Consider the following 25131-nt stretch of genomic DNA (forward strand, 5'->3'; position numbering starts at 1 on the left):
TCTATTGGAGGGATAACAATGGAACAGTTACTCACATTTCAACACAGTCTGATTGATTACTCACAGCAATTTGAACAAGCTATAGCTCAATATGATCACACGTTAGCCCATGATACACAGTTACAGACGTTGATCGATGATTATTCAAGGTTCATTATTGATCCTTACCATAAAGAGCAGTGGGAACAATTACAGACCAGTGATATTGAAGCTTTAACATCTATAATGGATACACTACGAATGCGATCTGCACGATGTGTAGCGATTATGGAGAAATATCGCGCGCTTCACCTTCTGGAAGGACAAGATGAGAAGACCGATTATTTTAAAAATATAGAATCGTGCATCGAACAAGAATTTGGCGGATTTCATGTGACGTCTTTATCCAAAGTAGTCATGATTGGCTCAGGCTCATTTCCAATGACACCTATGCTTATAGCTAGACGTACTGGAGCTAGAGTAGTAGGTATTGATATTGATCAAGAATCGATCGATCTGGGGCAAGCTGTTATTGATCGACTAGGATCTCATCTGGATATTGAGTTAAAAGCGGTGCCTGTTGAACAACTTGAGGGCTTACAAGAGGCTACGCATATTATTTTTAGTTCAACCGTTGCGGAAAAATACGATATTCTAGACCGATTATATCTATTAACAAACCAACAAGTGGTAGTGGCTATGCGATATGGAAATGGGTTGAAATCATTATTTAATTTTCCTTCTCTAGCGACAGATCCACAAAAATGGCAACAAGTTGAGAATATTGTACATGCGGATCAAGTATTTGATATTGCTATTTATCAAAAGGGTGTAGATCATGAATAATTTTCAAAATGTATTGATTCTGGGTACAGGTCCTGTGGCAATTCAAGTAGCTGTTAATCTCAAGCAGCATTTACATAGTGTTGTAGCGATTGCAGGAAGGCAGTCTTCACGTGCAGATCATGTGTATAAAGCTTTAGCGCAAAGTGATCAACATATATCTGTGCATATTCAAAATGAAAAACATCAATCAGTCGCAGGAGAATGTCGTATAGATCATGTATTTGCTGGGTACGAACAGATTACAGGACAATGGGACACCATTGTGCTGGCAGTAACTACAGACACCTATATTCAAGTCCTGCAACAACTTCAACCTGATCTATTGAAGCAGATCCAATGTGTACTTTTGATTTCTCCCACGTTTGGCTCGGGCGATCTCGTCTCTGACTACATAAGTGCTTTTCAACCAGAGGCAGAGATTATCAGCTTTTCTACGTATTATGGAGACACACGTTGGGCAGGTGATGAACCTTCTCATCAAGTGATTACGACTGCTGTAAAGAAAAAAGTATATATAGGTTCTCAGACTTCATCTTCGTTGCGGGTTCAAGAGTTACAACGTATGTATCAACAATTGGGAATTCAAGTCCAAACGATGTCTTCACCACTGGAAGCAGAAACTAGAAATATCTCACTTTATGTTCATCCTGCACTATTTATGAATGATTTTTCCTTACAAGTTGTATTTGGTAGTCATAGCGTTCCCAAATTTGTATACAAATTATATCCAGAAGGTCCTATCACTCCACCATTGATTCGCAATATGCTGTCTCAATGGAAAGAAGTGATGAATCTGCTACAGCAGATGGGGATTACAGGGATCAATTTACTTCAATTTATGGTGGATGATAATTATCCTATCGCTACAGAAAGTCTATCTAGAGAAGATATTGAGAACTTTATGGACTTAGAACCGATTCACCAAGAGTATCTCTTATATGTACGATATGCTTCACTATTAATCGATCCATTTTCAGAACCTGATTCAAAGGGAAGGTATTTCGATTTCTCAGCTGTGCCGATTCGGACGGTATTTACCAATAAAGAAGGGAAGCAAGACATTCCTCGAATGCCACAAGAAGACTATTATCGGATCAAAATGATTCAAGGATTCGCCAGACATACAGGTACACCTTGTCCTACGATTGATCAATTGATTCGTAATTATGAATATCATCTTCAGCAGTATATTGAAGCTCATCCCGAAGAACCGTTATCGACTGCTTTTCAAATTCATCATCATGATGAAGACTATAATCGGATTCAGAACCGAATTCAGACAACTCATTAAGGAGCGAAATCATTTGTTTATCACAACATTCAAATCGATCACTATATTGATGGTGTTAACCGTCATTTTAACAGCTTGTAATCCAGCCAAAGATCAACCTAATAATCAGGCAGAGACTGCCACGAAAAACATCACCTATGCGACTGCCAAAGATATTAATGATATGAATCCTCATCTTTATGCAGGATCAATGCCTGCTCAGGGAATCGTGTATGAATCTTTAGTCGAAAATACAGCAGAAGGGATCAAGCCTCTATTAGCAGAATCTTGGGACGTATCACCGGATGGCAAAACCTATACATTTCATTTACGTAAAGACGTCAAATTCCATGATGGTGAGCCTTTTAATGCCGAAGCCGTCAAGCAAAATATAGAAGCAGTACAGCGTAATTCAGAAAAGCATGCCTGGATTAAATTATCGACCAAAATAAAAGCATGTCGTGTAGTCGATGAATATACAGTTGAACTTGTACTAGCTGAACCTTATTATCCAACACTAGCAGAACTGTCTATGACTCGTCCTTACGTTTTTATTTCGCCCAAAGATTTTAAAAATGGAGAAACTAAAGATGGAGTCAATGGATATCATGGTACAGGCCCTTATATACTGGCAGACCATCAACCCGAACAATATGCAACGTTCAAAGCCAATCCGAACTATTGGAATGGAACTCCAACGATCCCTATGATTACAGCTAAAGTATTACCCGCAGGAGAAACGACGTATCTAGCTTTGCAAAAAGGTGAAGTTAATTTCGCATTTACAGATGATCGTGGAGCAGACAGCGTAGATGTAGAAGCAGTAGAGCAACTGATTGCATCTGGAAAGTATCAACGGGTACAAAGTGAATCTATGAATACCAAAATGATCGTTGCTAATACGAGTCGCCAAGCAAGTCCAGTACACGAACAAGCTGTACGCGAAGCATTATGGTATGTAGTCGATCGGGAAACGATTAGTAAAGATATTATGGGAGGAACGGAGGCACCTGCGTATACACTCTTTTCAAAAAATGTAAATGATGCAGATATCCCACTGCAAGAACGGGCATATGACCCGCAAAAAGCAGCCTCGCTTTTGAAGAGTGCGGGTTGGGTATCTACTGAGGGTACAGGTTCTCGTTCCAAAAATGGCAAACCACTCACAATGAAATTATATTATGACAGCAATTCCTCTTCGCAAAAAATAGAAGCTGAACTGATCCAAAGCGCCGCAGCAGCTATAGGCATGAAGCTTGAGCTAACAGGAGAAGAATCAACATCGATTGCAAATCGTAGATCCACCGGTGAATACGATCTGTTGTTTAACCAGACATGGGGATTAGCCTATGATCCACAAAGTACAATTGCAGGATTCACTTCACAAAATGCTTATCTTTACGCCACTCAAGGTATACCTGAAGCTCCCAAGCTATATAAAACGATTGATCAGATTATGACGACGACGAATGAGCAAACGCGCCAGCAATTATTTACCGATGTACTTACTATCGTTCATGATGAGGCTGTTTTTATTCCAATTACGAACGGAAATATCACAGTAGTCTCACCTTCTGATCTCAAAGGCATTACATTCAAACAGACGCAATACGAACTTCCATTTGAACAGATGAGCTTTGAAAAATAAATATACATTCTGATTGGAATTGAATACAAAGTAGAGGGGATTACGATTGAGTATTTATATTGTAAAGCGAATGGTATTAGCTTTTTTACTATTAATCATTATTTCTCTGATTACGTTTGCTTTTATTAACTTATCGCCTTTGAATCCAGCAGTTGTTGTTTTGCAAGCTCAAGGTATTCCTGATATTACCGAAGAACTGATTAGACAAACAGAGCAACAACTTGGGCTGGATCGTCCTTTTTTTGTCCGTTATCTGGATTGGGGGATGGCTTGTCTTCAATTGGACTTTGGGCATTCCTATGTAACCAATCAACCAGTATGGTCTACGTTAGCACCTGCTTTTGTAAATACGTTCAAATTAACACTGGTTTCTTCGATAGCCATTATGATTGTCTCTGTGGTACTAGGTATGATCTGTGCATTACAAGTAGGAAAAAAAGTAGATAAAACGGTGCGCGGAATAGCTTTTATCCTTACAGCGATGCCTTCTTATTGGTTAGCCGCATTAATGATCTGGTATTTCTCTGTCCAATTAGATTGGTTACCGACCAGTGGGATGGATTCTTATCGTAGTTATATTCTGCCTGTGCTGATTATCACGATCAGTTATGCTGGTATTTATTTTAGAAATGTACGTAGTTCGATGCTCAGTAATATGAACAAAGATTATGTCTTATATGGACGTGCCTCAGGGTTAAAAGAATCTGTCGTTATGATGCACATTTTACGTAATTCGCTTCAAGTAGCGATATCGATTTTTTGTATGGCTATTCCTATTATATTAGGCAGTACAGTGGTTATTGAAAATGTATTTGCTTGGCCGGGGTTAGGTAGCTTGAGTATACGAGCGATATTGAGTAGAGATTTTCCTGTTATTCAAGCCTATGTATTAATACTAGCTATTTCATTTGTCATATTCAATGCTATTTCTGACATGATCAACGCTGCAATGAATCCGAGATTAAGGAATGGTCTGTAAATGAATATATGGAGTAATCTACGACATGATCGGATCGGTATACTGTCACTTGTTACTGTTATAGCTGTTATTGTTATAGGAATATGTGCACCTATTATTGCTCCACATGATCCGTTAACAGTGAATATGAGTCTTCGTTATAATGGATCGACATGGTCATACTGGCTTGGAAATGATCAATTGGGTAGATGTATTTTATCCCGACTAATCTATGGTATTCGTCCAAGTATTTTACTGGTGTTATGGATACTGTTGATCTCGATAGGAATCGGGACCGCACTTGGTTTTATAGCAGGTTATTTTAAAGGCAAAGTCGATGCTTGGATCATGCGTATATGCGATATCATGCTGTCTTTCCCTGGCTATGTGATGACACTCGCTATTGTCGGTATTCTAGGTGTAGGACTTGAAAATATAGTCATAGCTTTTATTTTGACCAAATGGGCTTGGTTTGCTCGGGTGATTCGTACGTCAGTTATGCAATATACCGAATTGGATTATATTCGATTTGCCAAAGCATCGGGTATTAGCAACTGGCATATTATACGTAGACATGTGGTACCTGTGACGTTTGCTGATCTAACTGTTATTGCTAGTAGTTCGATTGGGTCGATGATTTTACAAATATCTGGATTCTCTTTTCTAGGATTGGGTATTCAAGCACCTCATGCAGAATGGGGAATGATGCTTAATGAAGCTAGAGAAGTAATGTTCACTCGTCCAGAAATGATGTTAGCTCCCGGTATCGCTATTATCATTATGGTATCTGCATTTAACTTTTTGGCTGATGCTCTTCAAGTGGCGCTTGACCCTCGTCTGCATCAGTCAGCTTCTACCTATACATCATCTAAAAAGTGGCAGGTTCGGATATGAATATTCTTGAAGTGGAACAATTAAGCATATGGGATCAACACAGTGGGAAAGCACTGGTTCATGATAGTTCTTTTCAATTACGAAAAGGTAGTTGTCTAGCGATTGTAGGAGAGAGTGGTAGTGGTAAGTCTTTGACATGCCGTGCATTGACTCGCTTAAATCCTAAATCTTTGGCTCAATCGGGCAAGATTGTATTTAAAGGAATCGATCTGACGACTTTATCTGAAGCAGAAATACGGCAAAAAAGAGGCAAAGAAATAGCGATGATTATGCAAAATGGAATGAGCGCCTTTGATCCTTCCTGTGTAGTCGGTGTTCATTTTAGAGAAACACTAGGTCAACATTTGGGATGGAAACGTCGTGTCGCTGATGATCATATGATCAAAGCTATGGAGCGAGTCATGTTACAAAAGCCAGCAGAGCTACTACGTAAATATCCGCATGAACTATCGGGAGGCATGTTGCAACGAATGATGATAGCGCTCGCTATCATATTAGAACCAGACCTTATTATTGCAGATGAGCCGACAACAGCGCTGGATACCATTTCACAATATGAAGTGATCCAACAATTCCTGCTATTGCGTCAGACGATTGGAAGCTCTATGATTTTTGTTTCTCATGATCTGGGTATGGTCAGGCAAATAGCAGATGAAGTCTTAATTATGCGTTCAGGAGAGATAGTAGAACGAGGAACAACTCATCATATATTTACAAATGCCCAGCATGAATATACTCGTTATCTAATGGCTACCCGAGCGACACTAAGTGATCACTTTCGCCAACTGATGGAGGGTTCTTAATGTTACAGATTGAAAATATAACCAAATCATATCACAACGGAATTATCGGATGGAAAAAGAAGCATCAGGTGCTTCACGGAGTGAGCTTTGCATGTGAAGCAGGAGAATCTTTAGGTATTATCGGAGAAAGTGGAAGTGGTAAATCTACATTAGTAAGAATGATATTAGGTATAGAGCGACCCGATCAAGGACAGATATTTTTACACGGAAAGTCTGTTGAATATCGTTCGACAAGGCGAGGTCAGATCAGCGCTGTATTTCAAGATTATACATCTTCGATCAATCCATTTTTTACGGTAGAGCGTGCAATTATGGAATCTGTCCATCTTCGTACTAACATAGACAGCAATTCAATATATGTTCTGGATTCATTACTAGAGCAAGTAGGCTTAAATGCTTCATTCAAAAAAAGGTACCCTCATGAATTATCCGGTGGAGAAGCACAGCGGGTATGTATTGCTAGAGCGATTGCTTGCAGACCACAATATCTAATTTTGGATGAAGCGATCAGTTCATTGGATGTATCTATTCAAGTACAAGTTCTTCAGTTACTGAAAGAGTTGAAAAATATCTACAATATGGGCTATGTCTTTATTACTCATGATATCCAAGCCGCTGCTTATATCTGTGATCGTATTATTATCTTTCGTCAAGGACAGATTGAAGAGATCATAAATACAGATCAATTAAGTCAGGTACAGTCGGATTACGGTCGTACTTTATTAGCGACATCGATTGTTTTATAAAAAGGCGTGTTTTGATCAAAGGAGGGGAAACCATTGACAGGAGCGATGTCTTGGCCATTTTTGCGATTATACATTTTAGTGTTGGGTTACTTTAGTGCCAATGCGATTTTAAATGTGATTATTCCACTTCAAGGAAATGCATGGGGTGCGACCAATACAACGATTGGGCTGATTATGGGAGCTTATTTATTAACCACCATGTTTTTCCGTCCGTGGGCAGGGCAGATGATTCAACAGTACGGGCCTATTCGAATCCTTCGTTTGATTTTAATCATCAATGCTGTAGCTTTACTATTGTATACATTTACTGGGTTAAGCGGTTATCTAATCGCTCGTATTTTACAAGGAGTATCTACTGCTTTTTTCTCAATGGCTTTGCAGATGGGAATTATAGATGCACTTCCTGAAAAAGATCGTTCGCAAGGGATCTCGTTATACTCACTTTGCTCTTATATGCCGGGTATTATTGCACCACTTCTAGCACTAGGTATCTGGCAAAGTGGCAATATGACGTATTTTACAATAACGATGATCGCTATTGCAGTCTTTACAGGTGTACTTGGATATACTGCGCGTATAGATACTAGACCCTCTACAGCAACTAAAGATTCTTCAGATCAGCGAACAGGAACAATCGGATCGCTCAAGCAGTTGGTAACCAATCCTACTCTTTTTACATGTAGTCTGATGATGTTGACAGCTTCAGTTGTATTTGGGGCAGTAACAACCTTTATTCCGTTATATGCTAAAGAATTGACCGGAGGAAGTGCTGGAGTGTATTTGATGATTCAAGCGGCAACTGTAGTGATTGCCCGATTTACATTACGCAAAAAAATTCCTTCTGATGGCAAATGGCATACTTCCTTTATTGTAGGCGCATTGCTATTATTAACGATCGCTGCGCAATTGATTAGTCTTTCTGTCATTGTTGGTGCTGTTGTTCTATACATAGGAGCTATATGTATGGGTGTTGCTCAAGCAATTCTGTATCCCACATTAACTACCTATTTGAGTTTCGTTTTACCGACTCACAATCGTAATATATTAATAGGTTTATTTATTGCAACAGCCGATCTAGGGATGTCACTGGGTAGTATCATTATGGGACCTCTTTCAGACGTGTTATCTTATTCAGGGATGTACAGCATTTGTACATTGCTTGGAGTGATGTTGATTGTGTTTACTTTATTGAAAAGGCGCACGATGAAGCAAGTGTATGTGGCTTAGTGGTATAAAGAATGAGGATATTATCATTTTTGATGTTGTCTATTTAATAAAGCAAAGAGGGGATAGGTCATTAGCGACTATCTCCTCTTTGCTATTTATTAGTATTCTTGCACATAGATGTGTATTTTCTTATTGGTTTATACGGTTTATATGCATAGGTTTCAGATAACGAATTTTATTAACAGAGTAATGAAGCTGATCATTTGTTTTTAATTTACTTTTCTCAAATGATACAAGGAATTGTCCTTTATGTTCAGGATCAGGAGTCACTTCAGATGGATAGGTCTCATGTCCATCTTTATTTAACTGGCTATACCAGAATGAATAAGCTATCATATAGGATTGATATACTTCTTGAGGTTGAATATGCAAAACATACTTTTCTGGTGTTGATTCTATTTTCAACAAGTTAACCTTTCCTGTCTGTCCCATATCGATCATTGCTGGTGTAGTACTTGAATTAGATTTATTGGAAAAAAGACGGTTTTTCAGTATTGGTTCTTCATTGAATGTCCAGGGAATCAATGTCACTTCTTTCATTTCTTTGGGAAGGGCATTATATTCCAAAGCTTCATTGGTGAAATCTCCATTTTGCAATTCTGTTTTGTATACCTTATTCATAGAATCTAACAAAATATAACCAATAGTAATAGGATAATGACCATGTTGAAGATAATATCGAGATCTCCATTCCTTTATACCAGATGCTTGAAGTTCAACAAAAGTAGATGCAGATGTACCCGTTACTGTAACTTTATTATACGTAATTCCTTCTTTAGCTTGACTATAATCTTTTAATTGATAGGTTTGTGGAACATCACGTTGCACATGAACATTAAATATAAATGGCTGATCAGGCATGTCTTGCAATTGTATATTAAGTTGTACATCTAACTCTTCTGGAAGATCAGAAGCTGAAATATCTTTTCCAGAAGAATCAGAAATATTAGACTGTACAGGAAGCATTTCAGAAGTAAGATCTTTTTGCCAACTGAGATCTGATATCTTTTTTTCTTTGTTTTCTGACCATTGCAGATTGGCAGTGGTATTGTCAGCAGAAGTTAATAATTTTCCGTTAACCGATAAATGAATAGCTTGATAACTATGGAGTTCTGCATTCGCTTGTTGCTGAAGATGAACATATATTTTCTTGCCATCATATATAAGATAACTAAGAGTTAGGGTAACCCCTTCTTGCGTAACACTTGGCTGAGAGGTGAAAGACTGTAAATCATCGGCAGGAACCCATCCAAATGCGGAAGTGAATTGATATATTTGATTTGTTCCTGGTATTTGTTTTGCTAGATGAGCCATATCTGGTGATACATAACCCGAACCTATAATACCACCTATACCTATAATTAATGTTGCTGTTACAGTAGCACTATAACGTCTTATTGTATTATTTCTTGTACGTACAGTTGATGGAGTCATCTTTTCTGTAGTTTTTTGCTGTATATCAGAAGATAAGGGAAATTTTTCTCTGATTTGCTGTGCAGATTGTCTTTGTTCTATCGCTTGATATATATCTTGAAGCTTAGATTTTACTTCTTTAGGAATTTCATTTATTTCCAAAGATTCTTGTTGTTTAGCATGATTTAACATACGTTCTAATTTATCATTTTTCATGTGTATGACCTCCTTCCTCGTAATCATTTATCCAACGTGATAATAATTTTCGTGTTCGGTGCAATCTAGTTTTGGCTGTGCTTTCGGTTATGTTCATCATTTCTGCTACTTGCTTTAAAGGGATGTCTTGAAAGTAATGCAAAATAATCAGTTGCCTTTTCTCTTCTTCAAGTTGGTCAACTACCTCACGAATATCGACAGCATCATACACTTGGGTATTTAAATGAATGGTTCTAATTTCTTCAAAAGGAATAATTTTGTTGCGCTTACGAAGAATTGTATTACATTCGTTGATCAGAATCCGAATAATCCATGTCTCGAAATATCGACTTTCTCGTAGCTGTGGTAAAGCTTCATAGGCTTTTAAAATCGTTTCTTGCATAGCATCCACAACATCTTCATTTTTCTTTACGATAGAATGAGCGATTCGATAAAGTCGTAATTCGATTCCTTTCATGAGTTCTACAAAAGCTTGATGATCTCCATCTTGTGCACGTTCGACTTGCTGCTGTGTATCCAATCTGAAATTCACCTTCTTGTATTTGGCATTATTAGTTGTTTGTTTTTCTGAGGTAAGTCATTTGCGATTTTATATGGTATACATTTTTTTGTATTCGTTAGATTAGATCATGTAGAGAGGGGAAAGGTTACATCTATGTAAAATTATTTTTTCTTGCATACAATATTAAAAATTATAATCCTAAGTAAAGGTATCTATTTCTTTCAGATTGCAGCATATGTTTTACGATAATCAGTAAGTATAGGTCATAGAGAACGATTTAGTTTTATCCGAAATCTATTGATATCACTCTATAATAGTGGAAATATAGGTTACTAACATCGATAGCAGAGAGAAGGAGACAGCTTTAAAAACCAATATATTTAGCATAAAAAACTCTTAAAAAAATAGCGTATAATATAAATTATACGCTGTTTATGTTTAAATCGATTAGAAATAGATAATGCGACCACTATTCCGCATAAATAAGAGTATATTTCTCATATTTATTAACAAATAATACCATATATTAAAAAGGCTCAAAAATACAGAATCATACATAATTTAAATTATGTAAACCTAAAAGATTTCAAAAACATCTCTATTTGCTAGGTGCGAATACTTCTTTCATCTACCTACACTTTTCGTAATTGTAGTATTAAATCTATACAACACTTTGTAAAAATAAACTCCATCTAGAGGATGATATTTTGTAGTTTATAATTCATCCTCTAAGCGGATTTGAAAAAGAGTAGATTGTATTATGATATAAAAAAGAAAATAAATATTTTGTCAGATGATCTTATTGGAAGCTTACTTCATGTCGACATAAATATAAAGTGTGTAAAAGGAGATGGATTGAAAATGAGTCATGTTCATAATGTAGCAAATCAATCTAACGAGTATCAACAAGCGGGAATGTCAGATAAAATGATATGGTTGTTTACACCTTTAATGAATAATGCATTTGCCGATACAGAAGAATTATGGAATCAAGAAGATACGGATCTAGAAGAAACACAAAGAGTCGAAGAAGAACTGGAGTATCTGAACTCATGGGAGCGTATGTTAGAAATTATATAATCATCACAACTAAATAAATAACAAGATTAACTTGATGCAAGAAACATAAACGTTATTTATTTAGCTGTGGTTATAATCTCGCTGTTTTATTATTAGTTTACATAATAAATAATATGTAAAATAATATAGAGTTTTATATATCCATACATAGTAATTAAAAATGATAGTCAATCACTAACTACAGATTAGGGTAATAGACATGAAGACGTACTTTATAGGGGTACCTCTTATAACTATATCATTATGTAGTTTTATTCACTGAATAGAACGATACTTTTAGAGGAGGTTTATCAATATGGGATTTAATTTAGGTGGAATGGGCGATCTTAAAGGAATGATTGAAAAAGCAAAAACACCGGGTGGTTTGATGGAAATAGCTAAAAATTTACCGTTGGATCAGATTGTACAAAAACTACCTTTAGAAAAATTACTAACACCAGAGTTTATGCAAAAGCATACTCCATTTCAATCAATTGGAGAGTTATTACAAAAAGCAGGGGTAGGATCTCCTACAGATTCAGCAGATAAAGTGAAAGAAGTGCCTCAAGGTCAGTTGGATAGTCAAGTCAAAGAGAGTACTTCTTTCGGTTCCATGCAACAGTTGATTCAAAAAGCAGTTGAATTCTATAATTCTCGTCAAGCTGGTGGAAAGTAAAGGATTTCTTTTAGTGTATCATTTCTTTATATTAGAGGCAGAGAGAGTGTTATTCTTTACATTCTCTTTATTTAGTTTACATAACTATTATTATGTTAATAATAATTCATTTAGAAAAATGAAGGATATACTTGTTGATGTTTAGCTTGCTCTATATCATGTCCAAAGAAAACGATTTGTGGTTGTTTATCTTGAATAACTTGTTGAAGACGCTGGATCGCTTGTTGATTTTGTTGCGCATCTTTAACAGCAAAGGGGATACCTCGTTCAAAATTATCACGTGTATAGGATACATCAACAGTAAGTAAAATAGAACCGGATTTTTCAGTATTCAGTAGAACAGATTGATGCCCCGCAGAATGACCGGGAGTAGATAATAATTGAATACCTGGTGCGACTTCATAATCTCCATCCAACAAATGATAATTCAAATTGGGTTCTCGACATTCTATTGGCGAGTAATCTTCATTATGGATCGCTTCATGATATTCGGCACGCTGTACATAAATAGGTACATCTTGAAAGTGGTGATTACCGCCTGCATGGTCTAGATGGAGATGCGAACTGATAACAGCTTGAATGTCTTTGATCGAATAACCTAAACGTTTTAACGTTTCTGGCATAGTATGTTGTGGTTGCATATCAGGTATTAATTTACCTTCTCGATGTGTTCCAGCATAATAATTGGGCTGATTTACAAATGAATCTGGCATTCCTGTATCTATTAAAATAGGCCCGTCGGATGTTTCGAGCAGAAAAGACCATACAGGCACATACATAATCTTACCCGTAGGTAGATTACCATTTAAAGCAGATTGATCTAATCCACAATAACCCATCTGTAAAAAATAAAGTTTTTGAATCATACTTCAACACTCCATTTCTATATTTGAAATTCTAAGCCATTTTATAACAAAAAACTTAAAATGACGTAATTAAGATTATCCATTCCGTTTAAAATATCAATTTATTGCTTCTTAAAGAATAATTCTTTATAATAAACGGACAAACTGTCCATAAAAGAATTATAACGGACAATTTGTCCGTCTGTCAATTAAATCAGTATAGATTTATTTAGATGATAATAAGGAGACTGATACATATGAAAGAAACAACTCAATCGGCTAGCCTCAAATTAAGCCGGGAAGAAGTCAATCGACGTAAAATTATACAAGCTGCACGTACATTATTTATAGAACATGGAGGCATACAAGATGTGAATATGCATCAGATTGCCAAAACAGCAGGGGTAGGGCAAGCAAGCCTATATAGAAGGTATTCTGAGATTAATGACCTTTCTATAGATGTAGTAAAAGAGGAATGTCAGCCATTATTCGATCAGATGGATCAATGGTTGAAGGCACATGTAGAAGCTCAACCTTTAGAACAACTATATAGTGTTGTTGAGCAATTTGCGGATTTTTTAGAAATGAAATCGCCATGGTTATGCCATGTTAGTCGTTCTTTAACAGGACATCGTCCGATGCAATCGCCGTTATATGTGTGGATGCGTAATTGCTGTCAAAGACTGTTAGAGCAAGCCCAAAAGAACAATGAAATCGAAGAGATTGATATTGCCTATACCGTAGAAGCATTGATGTCTACTCTGCATAATCTAGATATTCATATGATCGATCAGGGATTTGAAAAGCAACGCATTTTGCAAGGGATACGAAGACTTTATATTGATGGGCTGAAAGTAAAGTGAAGAAGAGGTGTAAAAGAATATTCTCTAGTGAATGATTTTTCCAAAGATAGGGTGCTACATTAAATAGATTATTTTTAGACATATAAAAAAGGATGTATTTTTATTTCGATGTTATAGTTGCAATGAAAATAACTTTTTAAAGTCATTAATGAATTCGCATTATTAGTTTACATAATAAATAATATGTAACCAAATAGCATATGCTTAAATAACAGATCCCATTTTGTGTCTGGGTTGTCTTTTTTATTAGCTAACTGTAGCTATTATTAACAATCCGTGATTTATAACAAAAAAAGGATGTTCTTTAAGCCTAAGATAGACTCAAGAACATCCTTTTTTTTATTATTTACTGATCTAATACATCTATTGAATCGATTCAAACATGTATCGTTTATAACTAGTATCAGCAATTGGATTGAATTGTATTAAAATCCTTCGCGTAAGAAGGTAGTAGCTAGCTTGATCGCACCTTTTTTAGCGTTAGTATCAGCTAGTACATTTAACATCACAAAGTCATGAATAATACCTTGGAAACGCACAGCTGTAACAGGTACGCCTGCTTCGCGCAATTTGTTGGCATAAGCTTCACCTTCATCACGCAATACATCAGCTTCACCTGTGATAACCAATGCTTCTGGTAGACCACTCAGTTGCTCTGTTGTTGCACGAAGAGGGGATGCTGTAATTTGAGCACGTTCGTTAGGATCGGTTGTATATTGATCCCAGAACCATTTCATACCATCACGTTGCAAGAAATATCCTTCTGCAAATTGTTGATACGATTCAGTATCAAAAGAAGCATCAGTTACTGGATAGAACAACAATTGTTTTTGGATAGTAGGGCCGCTACGTTCTTTCGCCATTAGAGTGATTGCAGCTGTCATGTTACCACCAACACTGTCGCCACCTACATATAGACGGGAAGCATCCAGACCTTTGGTAGAACCTTCTTTAGCAATCCATTCTACCACAGCATAGATTTCTTCAATTGCTGTAGGATATTTATGCTCAGGTGAAAGGCTATAATTAACGAATACTACAGCCACTTCAGCACCTGTTGCTAGTTCACGGCTTAAGCGATCATGAGTATGTGCATTACCGAATACCCAGCCTGCACCATGAATATATACCAACACAGGCAACGTCTCAGGAGCATTTTTCGGACGTAAAATACGAACTGATACTTCACCAGACGGGCCACCTGCAATATTAAGTTCTTCGATATCAACTTCTGGTTTGTATACTTCACCAGACTGTACTTCATCTACTGTTTCGCGCCCTTTTTCTGGACCTAGATCAGGTAGAAATGGAGGCTTAGAATTGTCGTCTGCGAATTGTTGAGCAGCAGGTTCAAGATAAACTTTTTTGAATTCGGTCATCGTAGAATCTCCTCTTCATCATGAAGTGTAGTTTAGTGTATATCCATAAATTAATTTGACAAAATAAAATTTGACGCTGTTTTGTTTCTATATAAGTTATACTCATTTTTACCCTGTTTGAAACGTTAGAACGCTGAATGCACTCTTTTTCCCATTTTAATTTCAACAGTAGCGTCTCAACGATATCGACAGGTTGATGTATAATAGAAGAAGGATGTGGGTTATAGGAAAGGATGAATGATCTCTGATGAATACAAAGTATACGTCCGAAGAAGAGGATTTTATATATAGTGAAGAAATTGAAGCTTTTACAGATTGGATGAAAGATGCGGGTTATACGCGTTATACACAGAAGTCTTATTTAAGCGATGTATATGAGTTTCTCAATTCCCATGCTATTCGTAACAAACCACTGGATGAAATGAAAAAGCGTCATGTGCTGTCTTTTCTTAGTAGCGCACGTACACGTGGTGTTAGTGATTCCACTAGAAATCGTAAGCATGCAGCAGTAAGTTGCTTTTTCAAAGCTTTGATCGAACTTGAAATGGCGGAACATAATCCTGCTTTTGGGATAAAAAAAGCTAAAACAGAACATAATAAAGCACCTGTTTACTTAGATGAAATCAAAATCACTGAATTTATGCAATCGGTAGAAGGCAAATATCGCACTCGCAATTTGACCATTTTTCTATTTATGGCGTATATGGGGCTACGGGTTGGAGAAGTTCATGGACTCAATCTCAACGACTACAATGCTGAACGGGGCACGTTACAAGTACTGGGTAAAGGACGTAAATGGCGTACTCTACCTGTACCGAATGCTGTAGCGACGATTTTACAACAAGCGATAGAAGAGCGATTATCTCCATGGAGAGATGGGGAAAGTGCGCTATTTATTTCACAAAAAGGTACACGTTTGTCGATTCGAAATATTCAGCAGATTGCCACAGATACATTTGATCGTTTTCAAAGTCATATCGAACCCGAGCAACGGCTTCCGTATTCCAGTCACAAATTACGACATTCGTTTGCAACGATGTTATTACGTCAAGGTACAGATCTACGGACAGTACAAGAGTTGTTAGGTCACTCCTCAATTCAGACGACAACCATTTATACGCATGTAAGCAATCGAGAAAAAGAAGAAGCGATTTCCAAATTGGACGTACAGCTTCCTTTTGAAATCAAATAATAATATGTATATCTACTATTGAACATGCAAATAAGGATAGATCGTTTAGTGTCACGACGATCTATCCTTATTTTGTATATTGGATTCTATTTGTCACGCAGAATAAAATGAGGAATTACACGAATATAGATGAGTTCGCCGACAAGCTCCACAATCGTCTGCGTTACAATAATCGCAGCGACTAAAGTACTCCAATTGTCTGGCAAAGATAAGGCAAGTGGAAGCACAACCAGAGAGTTCCGTGTACCAGCACTGAAAATGACAGCTCGTCCTGAACTTATGTCTAATTTGAACCATTGTACAATCCATCTCGTAATCCAAGGCATAATACATAGAAAAGCAATATAGATAGGAATAACCTGAATAATCACGTCTCCATACATAGATAACTTGCCGATCTGTGACGCTACAATAATAAATAAAGTCAACGCCATCAATGGAACAGGAATCCATGCTGAACCTTCTAACAGTAATGATCCACGCGGTCTGGATTTACTAGCCATAACTTGCAGACCAATTGCTAAAATCAGAGGGAGAACAATAATAATAAGAAAAGATTCGATAAAAGGTGCAGGATTGACCACTTCAGATGCTTTCTCTCCTATAAATAACCACAAGTATACCGGTAACAAAACCATTTGGGTGACAAAAAGAATAGGCGTTGCCAGTAGAATCGCTTTTTCATTGCCACCTCCTAGATGTGTAAACACAATGACATAATCAATACATGGAGTAAGTAGTACCAGATATACGCCTAATAATAAGGGGGCTTGCTGAGGAAGAAATTGAGATAATCCCCAGACGACGATCGGTACAGCTATATAATTAGCAGTCAGTAAAGCCAATATAAAACGGCGATCACCCAAAGACTTTCGTATAGTTAGAAAAGGAATCTGAGTAAACATCCCAAACATCAATATAGCGATCACTATAGATATCAATATCGGATGATCCAATATCGAGATTAGATCAGGAACGAATAATCCCAATCCAGCAGCTATGATTAATACAATAATGTAGATCCAAATCTGTTGCTGTTCTAATTGTTCACGGGTGATCATATGTATAACCTACTCCTTTAATAAGCATATTATTTCTTATCGCCATATCCTAATGATGTTATTTGTATCATAGCAAAGATTGCTTATCTCCTTTTATCGCAAAAAAAGAATCAACTTTTTCCCAAAATGAAGCCAATGAAAGCTTTTATCTCATAATTTAACGATTTTTCATAAATAAATTTATTAATTCAACGCATCACAGTGTAGTATTATGTAGTTTTTTATAGGTGTCCTTTAATATTATAAAAAAATGTCATAATACCTCACAGTGAAAGGATTTTGTGTATGAATAGTAATAAAGAACAGACTTCCTTATTCAGACGTAAACCTATAGCAGAAGCGGAAGACAAAGGGCTGAAAAGAGTATTAGGAGCTCTTGATCTAACCACGCTAGGTGTGGGGGCTATTATCGGAACAGGGATTTTTGTATTAACAGGGGTAGCTGCTGCTAAATATGCAGGTCCTGGATTAGTACTTTCTTTCCTTTTAGCAGGTATTATCTGTGCGTTTGCCGCATTATGTTATTCGGAATTTGCTTCAACAGTACCCGCTTCAGGAAGTGCGTATACATATAGTTATACAGCTTTCGGCGAAGTTATTGCATGGATTCTAGGATGGGACTTGATACTGGAATATGGATTCGCTAGTGCGGCAGTAGCTAGTGGATGGTCTGGATACTTCCAGAGTCTATTATCAGGGTTTGGATTAGAACTCCCACATGCCTTAACCAGTGCATTTAGTCCAGAAAAAGGAACATACTTTGATGTGATTGCTTCTGCGATTACATTGATTATTGCATTCTTGCTCACACGTGGAGTCAAAGAAGCAGCACGTGCCAATGGAATTATGGTTGCTGTGAAATTGATCGTTGTCTTAATCTTTATCGGTGTAGGTGTATTCTATGTACAACCTGAGAACTGGCATCCATTCCTACCGTTCGGTATGGCAGGTGTAACGACAGGTGCAGCGACGGTATTCTTTGCTTATATCGGATTTGATGCAGTGTCTACAGCCGCTGAAGAAGTCAAACGTCCACAACGCGACTTGCCAATCGGTATTATTGCTTCATTAGCAATCTGTACGGTATTGTATATTATTGTTTCATTGATTTTGACAGGGATTGTCCCTTATCAAATGTTAAACGTTAGCGATCCAGTAGCATTTGCTTTTGAATTTGTTAATTTGAATGGTCTAGCTTGGATCGTATCATTGGGAGCTATTACAGGGATTACTACCGTATTGCTTGTGATGATGTACGGACAAAGTCGTCTATTATACTCGATGTCACGTGATGGACTATTGTCTCCAGTCTTTTCTAAAATCAGTGGTAAAGGTCAGACGCCAGCTAAAGGAACTTGGATTGCAAGTATCATTATCGCAATCTTCGCTGGTTTTATCCCATTAGGGGATCTAGCTGAATTGACCAATATCGGTACATTGTTTGCTTTTGCTGTAGTTAGTCTAGGGATTATTGTACTTCGTCGTAATCACCCTAACTTGAAAAAAGGATTCCGTGTTCCATTGGTGCCTTGGATTCCAATCATTAGTGCACTAGGCTGTGTATACTTGATGACTCGCCTTGCACCATTAACTTGGATTGTATTCTTTATCTGGTTGTTTGTTGGATTATTGATTTACTTCGCTTATGGACGTAATCATAGTCTATTAAACCCAAATCGCAAAAATCGTGATACTAACCAATAATATTCCAATCGATCTAAATACAAAACCTCTGAATGGTGGTCTATTCCACAGTTCAGAGGTTTTTTTATGCAACAGAATTAACCATAATAATGATAAAAAGATTGAGATTATAAGTAATATGCAATATATTGGTTTTATGAAAAAACTATCAATCCAGAAAATAAGTCGTCCGACGTTGCGTGATCAAGTATATGATACGCTCAAACAAGGTATTGTGACCTTAGAATTATTGCCTGAGCAGAAGCTCAATGATAATGAATTAGCCGCGCAATTCGGAGTAAGCCGTACTCCAGTGCGTGAAGCTTTGAAGCGATTGGAGGATGAAGGATTAATCGAATCTTTTCCTGGAGCCGTTACACGGGTTGCTCCTTTAGAAGAAGCGGCGGCACATGCTTTTACAGTAGCAGCGGTATTACATGGATTGGCAGCACGCTTATCTATTCCTTACTTGCAGACCCCACATTATGATATGCTAAAACAGTTCAATCAAGAATTGATTACGGCACTTCAACAACAGGATGCTTCTGCGGCTATTCAAGCTGATGATCAATTTCACGATGTATTTATACAACAAGCGAATAATCCCGAGATTATAGCTGCACTAAGCCGTGTGATGCCTAAGATCAGACGATTAGAATACGCTAAATTCAGCAGTATTGATCATACGCATTCACCTGAAGACCATCGACTGATTATAGAAGCAAGTGAAGCAGGGGACTTATTATTAACCGCTACACGGATGGAGCAGAACTGGATGAGTCTGGGGAGTTGGTTGGCTTCTTCTGGTAATCACTCTCCATCTTCCACAGATCAAGGTTCATCATGAAAGCTGTACTGATCGGCGTAGCGGCGGCATTCTTTTTTGCGTTTACATTTGTGCTGAATCGATCGATGGAAGTGGGTGGAGGCAGTTGGTTATGGAGCGCATCACTGCGTTACTTTTTTATGATTCCGTTATTAGCGATACTGGTTATTCTGCGCCGTAATCTTACTGGATTATGGGTGGAAATGAAAAAGTCACCTGTGCAGTGGTTGATATGGAGTACCATCGGATTTGGATTATTTTATGCACCGATGTGTGCGGCGGCGATCTATTCACCTGGTTGGCTGACTGCGGCGGCTTTTGAAATGACGATTGTTGCAGGTATGATTATGTCACCACTGTTCTTCTTTGTCCGTTATACGCCTCAAGGACCGATTCAAGAACGAGGAAAGATCCCAAGAGCAGGCATGTTAGCGGCGCTAATTATTTTGACAGGGATTGGGTTAATGCAGTGGGAACAGGTCAGACAACATACAGAAGGTGCTAGCTGGCAAGGTATTGTATTGATTGCTATTGCGGCTTTTGCTTATCCGCTAGGTAATCGTAAAATGATGGAAGTATGCGATGGGCGATTGGATGCTTTTCAGCGGACACTGGGAATGAGTATAGCCAGTCTTCCAGTATGGATTATTCTAGCGTGTATCGGTGCTATCCAATCTGGATTACCTTCAGGTGCTCAGACAGGGCAGACATTTCTAGTCGCTCTATTTTCCGGGGTTGTAGCAACCGTATTGTTCTTTGGTGCTACCGATCAAGTTCGGCATCATCCTGCACGTCTAGCGACTGTAGAAGCGACGCAAGCGTTAGAAGTAGTCTTTACTTTATTAGGTGAGTGGCTACTTCTAGGTGTTATGTTGTCTTCAGTCGGCATGTGGGTAGGATTGGTATTGGTTATCGGGGGTATGGCGGTTAATGCTATATTGTCGGTTCGAGAGCCAGGTATTTCCCGTAAGCATAAGTCTAATCATCCTGTCACTTGATTCCGGAAATAACATATACTATTCATGCTTCAATATTCAATTCACAATGATATAGACTAATTGAGCGAGATTAAAGGAGTTTATTATGCGATTTGATATTCAATTTTTATCTTTTTTTGTATTACAAGTTGAAGGTAAAGAAGGACAAACCAACAAAAACTACAAACATTATCAAACACTCGATGAAGATGAGTATGAAGAAAGTGAGATCAAAAAATTTCTACATGCTGAGTTTGGTCGTACAGCCAAACGGAAAGTCGAAAAAAATCCGGGTACAGAACAGCCACCGACTAAGATTGGTACGTTTTTAGTGGAGCCGGGACATGAGCTGACCAGCAATCCCAATTACAATTTATTTACTCGTCTAAGAGCAGTTGATAATAAAGAAGATTTCAAAAATGCATGTGATGATCTGGTACGTAGCTATCTGGAAACAAGTTCAGTTCGTGGTGGAGCTTTGATTATTACACAAGCCAAGCTAGATACGCATTTTGATGATCCGTTTATTTTTGTGATGAAATGTGATTTTGAACAGCGTATCGCACGTATCTCGGATGAACGTAGTCTGATTAGCGAAGTCGAGATGGCGATTAGCGCTCGCAATATGAAATCAATCCAATACCCGCATATGCCAGAAGAAGGTATGATCGAAGAATGGGAGCTTAAAATTCATCAATCTTCTCATGCCCGTTATTTTGAAGACTTTTTGAAATTTATCACGTATGAGCAATCGATTCCTGAGATTGTCAATGAACGAGTGATGGATTATGTACAGACATATGTCGAAGAAAAGTGGCCAGATGCCACCAATCTAGAACGTCAGCAAGAAGAGCATGATCTAGAACTATGGGCAGCCAGTGAAAAGCGGGATATTCAAGAAAAATGGGAACCGCAACATGTGATCGAAGCCGCAGAGCGTATTGTGGAGATTAAGCCAGAGATCGAGATCAAAATGAAGCTAGGAGATACGAGTATTCGTGGATTGCTTGCTGATTATGGATATCGACTGCATATTGCCAAGTTAGGTGATCATTATGCTATGGTGATTGAAGGCGATGCGTTTACGTTTGATAAAGGATTTTCACCTGTAGAATTGTTACAGCCGGAGCCTTTTGAAGTGGTGGCAAGACGCTTAGTGGATCGGGCGAATGAAATACCTGAACGTGACGATGATATTCCTTATTGATTAAGTGATCACTAGATAATCATCATTTTACACATAAAAAAAGTGGATTCAGGGTCTTATCCCTAAATCCACTTTTTTATATTATTTTGAATTATTCAGTTTATCTGTACATCGATATTCGTTAGAGATTTGTCATATGAATACAAGATAGTCTATAGTTAATTATATATCACTTCAGGATCTATCTCTGATTCAACTTAAATATCTAACTGGGCAATCTGATCTTTTAACTTTGTAGCAGAAGCACGTAGTAATTCTTCTTCATGCTCATTCATAGGAATAGGCAATTTGGCTTGGATACCATCTCTACCGACAATCGCAGGTACACCGAGATATACGTCAGAGATGCCATGATAATCTTCAAGCAAAGAAGAGACGTTCAATACAGCGTGTTCATTTTGCAAAATGGCCGCTACAATGCGGTCAAGTGCTAGTGCAATCGCATACGAAGTAGATCCTTTAGCATTGATGATTTCGTAAGCTGCATTTTTGGTGTTTTCAAAGATTTCTTTTTGCTTGTCTTCTTCAAAGTTCAGTGGAGCTCCTGCAATATTAGACAGACTCCATACAGGCAACTCGGAATCACCATGCTCCCCAATAATATGAGCATGAATACTGCGAGGATCAATGCCTTTTTCTTTACCAATTAAATAACGGAAGCGTGCGCTATCAAGTAATGTACCGGAGCCAATAACACGGTTAGATGGCCAACCGCTCTTTTTCCATGATACATAACTGAGTATATCTACTGGATTGGTAGCAATAAGTAGAATACCGCTATTATTATATTTCGTAATATTCGAAATAATGTCTTCGAAGATGGCTGAGTTCCGATTCAATAAGTCGATCCGGGTTTCCCCTGGACGCTGATTGGAACCGGCAGCAATAATGATAATATCTGCGTCTTTGCAATCCGAATAATCACCTGCCCATAGTTTGACGCCGCCAACGAATGGGAGTCCATGGTTCATATCGAGTGCTTCGCCAAGAGCTTTGTTGTGATTCGCATCAATAAAGACGAGTTCAGACATTCTCTTGTGGAGTAAAAGGGTATAAGCGGTTGTGGAGCCTACGGCTCCTGTGCCAATAACAACGACACGATGGGGCTTGGATACAGATTCAGATACTGTCATTTTTTATCATCTCCTTCTTTAATCTATATTACAGATTCGCTACTATTGTAACGGAAAGCGCGACCAATGTAAAAAGGATCACAGAAAAGAAAGTCCAAAAAATGGTATGGAGCATTGCAAAAATCGCAAAATCTGTAATGGCTTGTAACTTTTCTGTAAACAACCTCTGTTCATTATGGTTTACTCTTATAAGGGTTATCAAACATCGGAATCACAAATTGCTTAATGTAAGCGTGAAAGGAGAGAAAGAATGAAACGATCGATGCGCAAAGCGCTCTTTATATGGATTACGCTTATTTTTGTCCTTACTGCTTGTCAATCATCTACAAGTGACTATGATCCAGCAGCAGACAAAGCGTCATCTCAAGAACTCAAAAAAATTCAAACTGAAGATCAAGGGCAGACCATAACCCTTAACCATACAGCCACATCAGATACGAAGCAGGGGGTTCCTGCTAAAAAAGGTTATAAAATTCAGACCCGATTAACAGACTTTCAATTATTAAGTGCAAGTGCAGGTCTAGCATGGGGGGTTACCCGTAATGAACTGCGTATCTATGTGACGCAAGATAGTGGAGGCACATGGGATAATGTATCACCCGCTCAGACCGTTACATTTTCAGAACCGCCTACGTATGGCAAAGATATCTTTTTCTTAAATCAAAATAATGGTTGGGTGGTTCGCAATGCATCAGGTGTAGGCGAAACCTTAATTCTGCATACAACCGATGGCGGACAGAACTGGAATTTCGCTACATTGGATGATGAAGTAAATGTATTAGGTATTTATTTTATGGATAGTAAAATGGGTTGGGCACTGGCTTCTTCAGATTCAGCCAATAGTGCAGAAGATCAGCAGGAAAAAGTACTCTATATTACCAAAGATGGCGGTAATACATGGGAAAAAGTGATGCAAAACACAGGTATCTATGAAGCTAAAGGGTTAGCAACGCAAGCTATTCCTAAATTCGGGAAGCTTGTAGGCATGTCTTTTAGAGATCGTGATCATGGATTTGTGACGTTAGAACAACAAGGTAAGCCTCATCTCTATATGACAAGTGATTCCGGCAAAACGTGGAAATCAGGGCCTGACTTTGAGAAAAATACCAAAATGTCGAATTGTCATGCTTTGACCACAGGGAAACCTCAATTTTTTGGTGACAGCAAAACAGCCGGTTGGATGAATATTGGTTGTGTAACCGATAACCAGACAAGCTACAATGGCTATTTTACCAATGATGCAGGCAAAACATGGAACTTTGCTCCATTTGCGTTAAAAGCTCAAACTGGTGTTAATCAGTCGATGGGTCCTACTTTTTTGAATAACAAAATAGGATGGTCTGTAGTTGACGGGGTAGTCTATCGTACAACCAATCAAGGCAAGACATGGACAGCATTACCTGTCAATAATACGTTACAAAGAACATTGAATAATTATCCAGAGTTAGCCAAATTGCAATTCTTTTCTGCAAATGTAGGTTGGTTATTAGTTGCCAAAAATGAAGAACGACGTTCACTACTGATGCAGACTACCGATGGTGGCAAAACATGGCATGTTTTATAAAATACAATCATAAATAAGAATAATATACAAAGGATCTGCTTTGCGAACCCGTCTAAAGGTAGCAAAGGTGATCCTTTTTTCTCGTTAGAATACTTTCTTTTTATAAAATCAAAAAATAATTTAAAATTCTTTATTTATTGTGAAATAAATCACATTAATATGCT

Annotated in this window: 23 protein-coding genes; 17 read left to right on the forward strand and 6 right to left on the reverse strand. The window is 37.8% G+C overall.

From position 1 onward, the window contains the following. Positions 1-18: 18 nt before the first annotated feature. Genes PaeCFBP13512_RS05690 through cntE form a run of 8 tightly spaced genes read left to right on the forward strand, consistent with a single transcriptional unit; the run spans position 19 to position 8371 of the window. Complete coding sequence (locus tag PaeCFBP13512_RS05690) at positions 19-825, forward strand: class I SAM-dependent methyltransferase (RefSeq protein ID WP_137221785.1); 807 nt, start codon at positions 19-21, stop codon at positions 823-825. After that, positions 818-2116, forward strand: coding sequence for an opine metallophore biosynthesis dehydrogenase (locus tag PaeCFBP13512_RS05695; protein ID WP_193555939.1), 1299 nt, complete (start codon positions 818-820; stop codon positions 2114-2116). The genes PaeCFBP13512_RS05690 and PaeCFBP13512_RS05695 overlap by 8 nt, the downstream gene beginning before the upstream one ends. Positions 2117-2129: 13 nt before the next feature. After that, on the forward strand, positions 2130-3743 hold the full coding sequence (gene cntA, locus PaeCFBP13512_RS05700; RefSeq protein WP_441343319.1) for a staphylopine-dependent metal ABC transporter substrate-binding lipoprotein: 1614 nt from the start codon (positions 2130-2132) through the stop codon (positions 3741-3743). Positions 3744-3789: 46 nt separating this feature from the next. Beyond that, positions 3790-4722, forward strand: a complete 933-nt coding sequence (gene opp1B / locus PaeCFBP13512_RS05705; RefSeq protein WP_137221789.1) for a nickel/cobalt ABC transporter permease — start codon at positions 3790-3792, stop codon at positions 4720-4722. Further along, complete coding sequence (cntC, locus tag PaeCFBP13512_RS05710; protein WP_137221791.1) at positions 4723-5595, forward strand: staphylopine uptake ABC transporter permease subunit CntC; 873 nt, start codon at positions 4723-4725, stop codon at positions 5593-5595. Next, the gene (cntD, locus tag PaeCFBP13512_RS05715; protein WP_137221793.1) at positions 5592-6398 is read left to right on the forward strand and encodes a staphylopine uptake ABC transporter ATP-binding protein CntD; all 807 of its coding nucleotides are present in this window, start codon (positions 5592-5594) and stop codon (positions 6396-6398) included. The genes cntC and cntD overlap by 4 nt, the downstream gene beginning before the upstream one ends. Further along, positions 6398-7144, forward strand: a complete 747-nt coding sequence (locus PaeCFBP13512_RS05720; RefSeq protein ID WP_069327109.1) for an ABC transporter ATP-binding protein — start codon at positions 6398-6400, stop codon at positions 7142-7144. Before cntD ends, PaeCFBP13512_RS05720 begins: the two co-directional genes overlap by 1 nt. A 33-nt stretch (positions 7145-7177) precedes the next feature. Then, positions 7178-8371 (forward strand): staphylopine family metallophore export MFS transporter CntE, encoded by a 1194-nt coding sequence (cntE, locus tag PaeCFBP13512_RS05725; protein WP_137221795.1) that lies wholly within the window; start codon positions 7178-7180, stop codon positions 8369-8371. A gap of 129 nt (positions 8372-8500) precedes the next feature. Here the strand turns inward: cntE and PaeCFBP13512_RS05730 are convergent, their stop codons facing one another. Together PaeCFBP13512_RS05730 and PaeCFBP13512_RS05735 are read right to left on the reverse strand one after the other, a co-directional pair. Continuing rightward, a complete protein-coding gene (locus PaeCFBP13512_RS05730) occupies positions 8501-10000 on the reverse strand; it encodes a DUF4179 domain-containing protein (RefSeq protein ID WP_161594221.1) in 1500 nt (499 codons plus the stop codon). Then, positions 9990-10520, reverse strand: a complete 531-nt coding sequence (locus tag PaeCFBP13512_RS05735; protein ID WP_241669292.1) for a sigma-70 family RNA polymerase sigma factor — start codon at positions 10518-10520, stop codon at positions 9990-9992. Before PaeCFBP13512_RS05735 ends, PaeCFBP13512_RS05730 begins: the two co-directional genes overlap by 11 nt. A gap of 843 nt (positions 10521-11363) precedes the next feature. Here PaeCFBP13512_RS05735 and PaeCFBP13512_RS05740 point away from each other — a divergent pair. Together PaeCFBP13512_RS05740 and PaeCFBP13512_RS05745 are read left to right on the forward strand one after the other, a co-directional pair. Next, entirely contained in the window at positions 11364-11582 is a 219-nt protein-coding gene (locus PaeCFBP13512_RS05740) for a hypothetical protein (protein WP_137221799.1), read from the forward strand. A 295-nt stretch (positions 11583-11877) separates the two neighbouring features. Next, on the forward strand, positions 11878-12237 hold the full coding sequence (locus PaeCFBP13512_RS05745; RefSeq protein WP_137221801.1) for a hypothetical protein: 360 nt from the start codon (positions 11878-11880) through the stop codon (positions 12235-12237). Positions 12238-12347: 110 nt separating this feature from the next. Here the strand turns inward: PaeCFBP13512_RS05745 and aiiA are convergent, their stop codons facing one another. Next, the gene (gene aiiA, locus PaeCFBP13512_RS05750) at positions 12348-13103 is read right to left on the reverse strand and encodes a quorum-quenching N-acyl homoserine lactonase AiiA (RefSeq protein WP_137221803.1); all 756 of its coding nucleotides are present in this window, start codon (positions 13101-13103) and stop codon (positions 12348-12350) included. A gap of 236 nt (positions 13104-13339) precedes the next feature. Here aiiA and PaeCFBP13512_RS05755 point away from each other — a divergent pair, with 236 nt between their 5' ends. Next, positions 13340-13945, forward strand: a complete 606-nt coding sequence (locus PaeCFBP13512_RS05755; RefSeq protein WP_137221805.1) for a TetR/AcrR family transcriptional regulator — start codon at positions 13340-13342, stop codon at positions 13943-13945. A gap of 425 nt (positions 13946-14370) precedes the next feature. Here the strand turns inward: PaeCFBP13512_RS05755 and PaeCFBP13512_RS05760 are convergent, their stop codons facing one another. Next, positions 14371-15324, reverse strand: a complete 954-nt coding sequence (locus PaeCFBP13512_RS05760) for an alpha/beta hydrolase (RefSeq protein WP_069328801.1) — start codon at positions 15322-15324, stop codon at positions 14371-14373. 247 nt (positions 15325-15571) lie between these two features. On the opposite strand from PaeCFBP13512_RS05760, the gene PaeCFBP13512_RS05765 reads away from it, so the two are divergent. Then, positions 15572-16516: a tyrosine-type recombinase/integrase gene (locus tag PaeCFBP13512_RS05765; RefSeq protein WP_137221807.1), complete on the forward strand. Its 945-nt coding sequence runs from the start codon at positions 15572-15574 to the stop codon at positions 16514-16516. Between the two features lie 86 nt (positions 16517-16602). Here PaeCFBP13512_RS05765 and PaeCFBP13512_RS05770 read toward each other — a convergent pair whose 3' ends face one another. Then, positions 16603-17577 carry an arsenic resistance protein gene (locus PaeCFBP13512_RS05770; RefSeq protein WP_137221809.1) on the reverse strand — a complete coding sequence of 325 codons (975 nt, stop codon included), beginning with the start codon at positions 17575-17577 and terminating at the stop codon, positions 16603-16605. 285 nt (positions 17578-17862) lie between these two features. On the opposite strand from PaeCFBP13512_RS05770, the gene PaeCFBP13512_RS05775 reads away from it, so the two are divergent. From PaeCFBP13512_RS05775 to PaeCFBP13512_RS05790, 4 genes are all read left to right on the forward strand, one after another. Further along, entirely contained in the window at positions 17863-19281 is a 1419-nt protein-coding gene (locus tag PaeCFBP13512_RS05775; protein ID WP_137221811.1) for an amino acid permease, read from the forward strand. A gap of 136 nt (positions 19282-19417) precedes the next feature. Continuing rightward, the gene (locus PaeCFBP13512_RS05780; protein ID WP_137221813.1) at positions 19418-20107 is read left to right on the forward strand and encodes a GntR family transcriptional regulator; all 690 of its coding nucleotides are present in this window, start codon (positions 19418-19420) and stop codon (positions 20105-20107) included. Next, on the forward strand, positions 20104-21084 hold the full coding sequence (locus PaeCFBP13512_RS05785) for a DMT family transporter (RefSeq protein WP_137221815.1): 981 nt from the start codon (positions 20104-20106) through the stop codon (positions 21082-21084). The genes PaeCFBP13512_RS05780 and PaeCFBP13512_RS05785 overlap by 4 nt, the downstream gene beginning before the upstream one ends. Before the next feature lie 85 nt (positions 21085-21169). Next, a complete protein-coding gene (locus tag PaeCFBP13512_RS05790) occupies positions 21170-22270 on the forward strand; it encodes a DUF3900 domain-containing protein (protein ID WP_137221817.1) in 1101 nt (366 codons plus the stop codon). 197 nt (positions 22271-22467) lie between these two features. Here the strand turns inward: PaeCFBP13512_RS05790 and PaeCFBP13512_RS05795 are convergent, their stop codons facing one another. Continuing rightward, positions 22468-23403: an L-lactate dehydrogenase gene (locus tag PaeCFBP13512_RS05795; protein ID WP_069328807.1), complete on the reverse strand. Its 936-nt coding sequence runs from the start codon at positions 23401-23403 to the stop codon at positions 22468-22470. 250 nt (positions 23404-23653) lie between these two features. Here PaeCFBP13512_RS05795 and PaeCFBP13512_RS05800 point away from each other — a divergent pair, with 250 nt between their 5' ends. Then, entirely contained in the window at positions 23654-24967 is a 1314-nt protein-coding gene (locus PaeCFBP13512_RS05800) for a WD40/YVTN/BNR-like repeat-containing protein (protein ID WP_137221819.1), read from the forward strand. Positions 24968-25131: the final 164 nt, after the last annotated feature.

It is taken from the genome of Paenibacillus sp. CFBP13512 (assembly GCF_005233705.1).
GTDB lineage: Bacteria > Bacillota > Bacilli > Paenibacillales > Paenibacillaceae > Saccharibacillus > Saccharibacillus nuruki.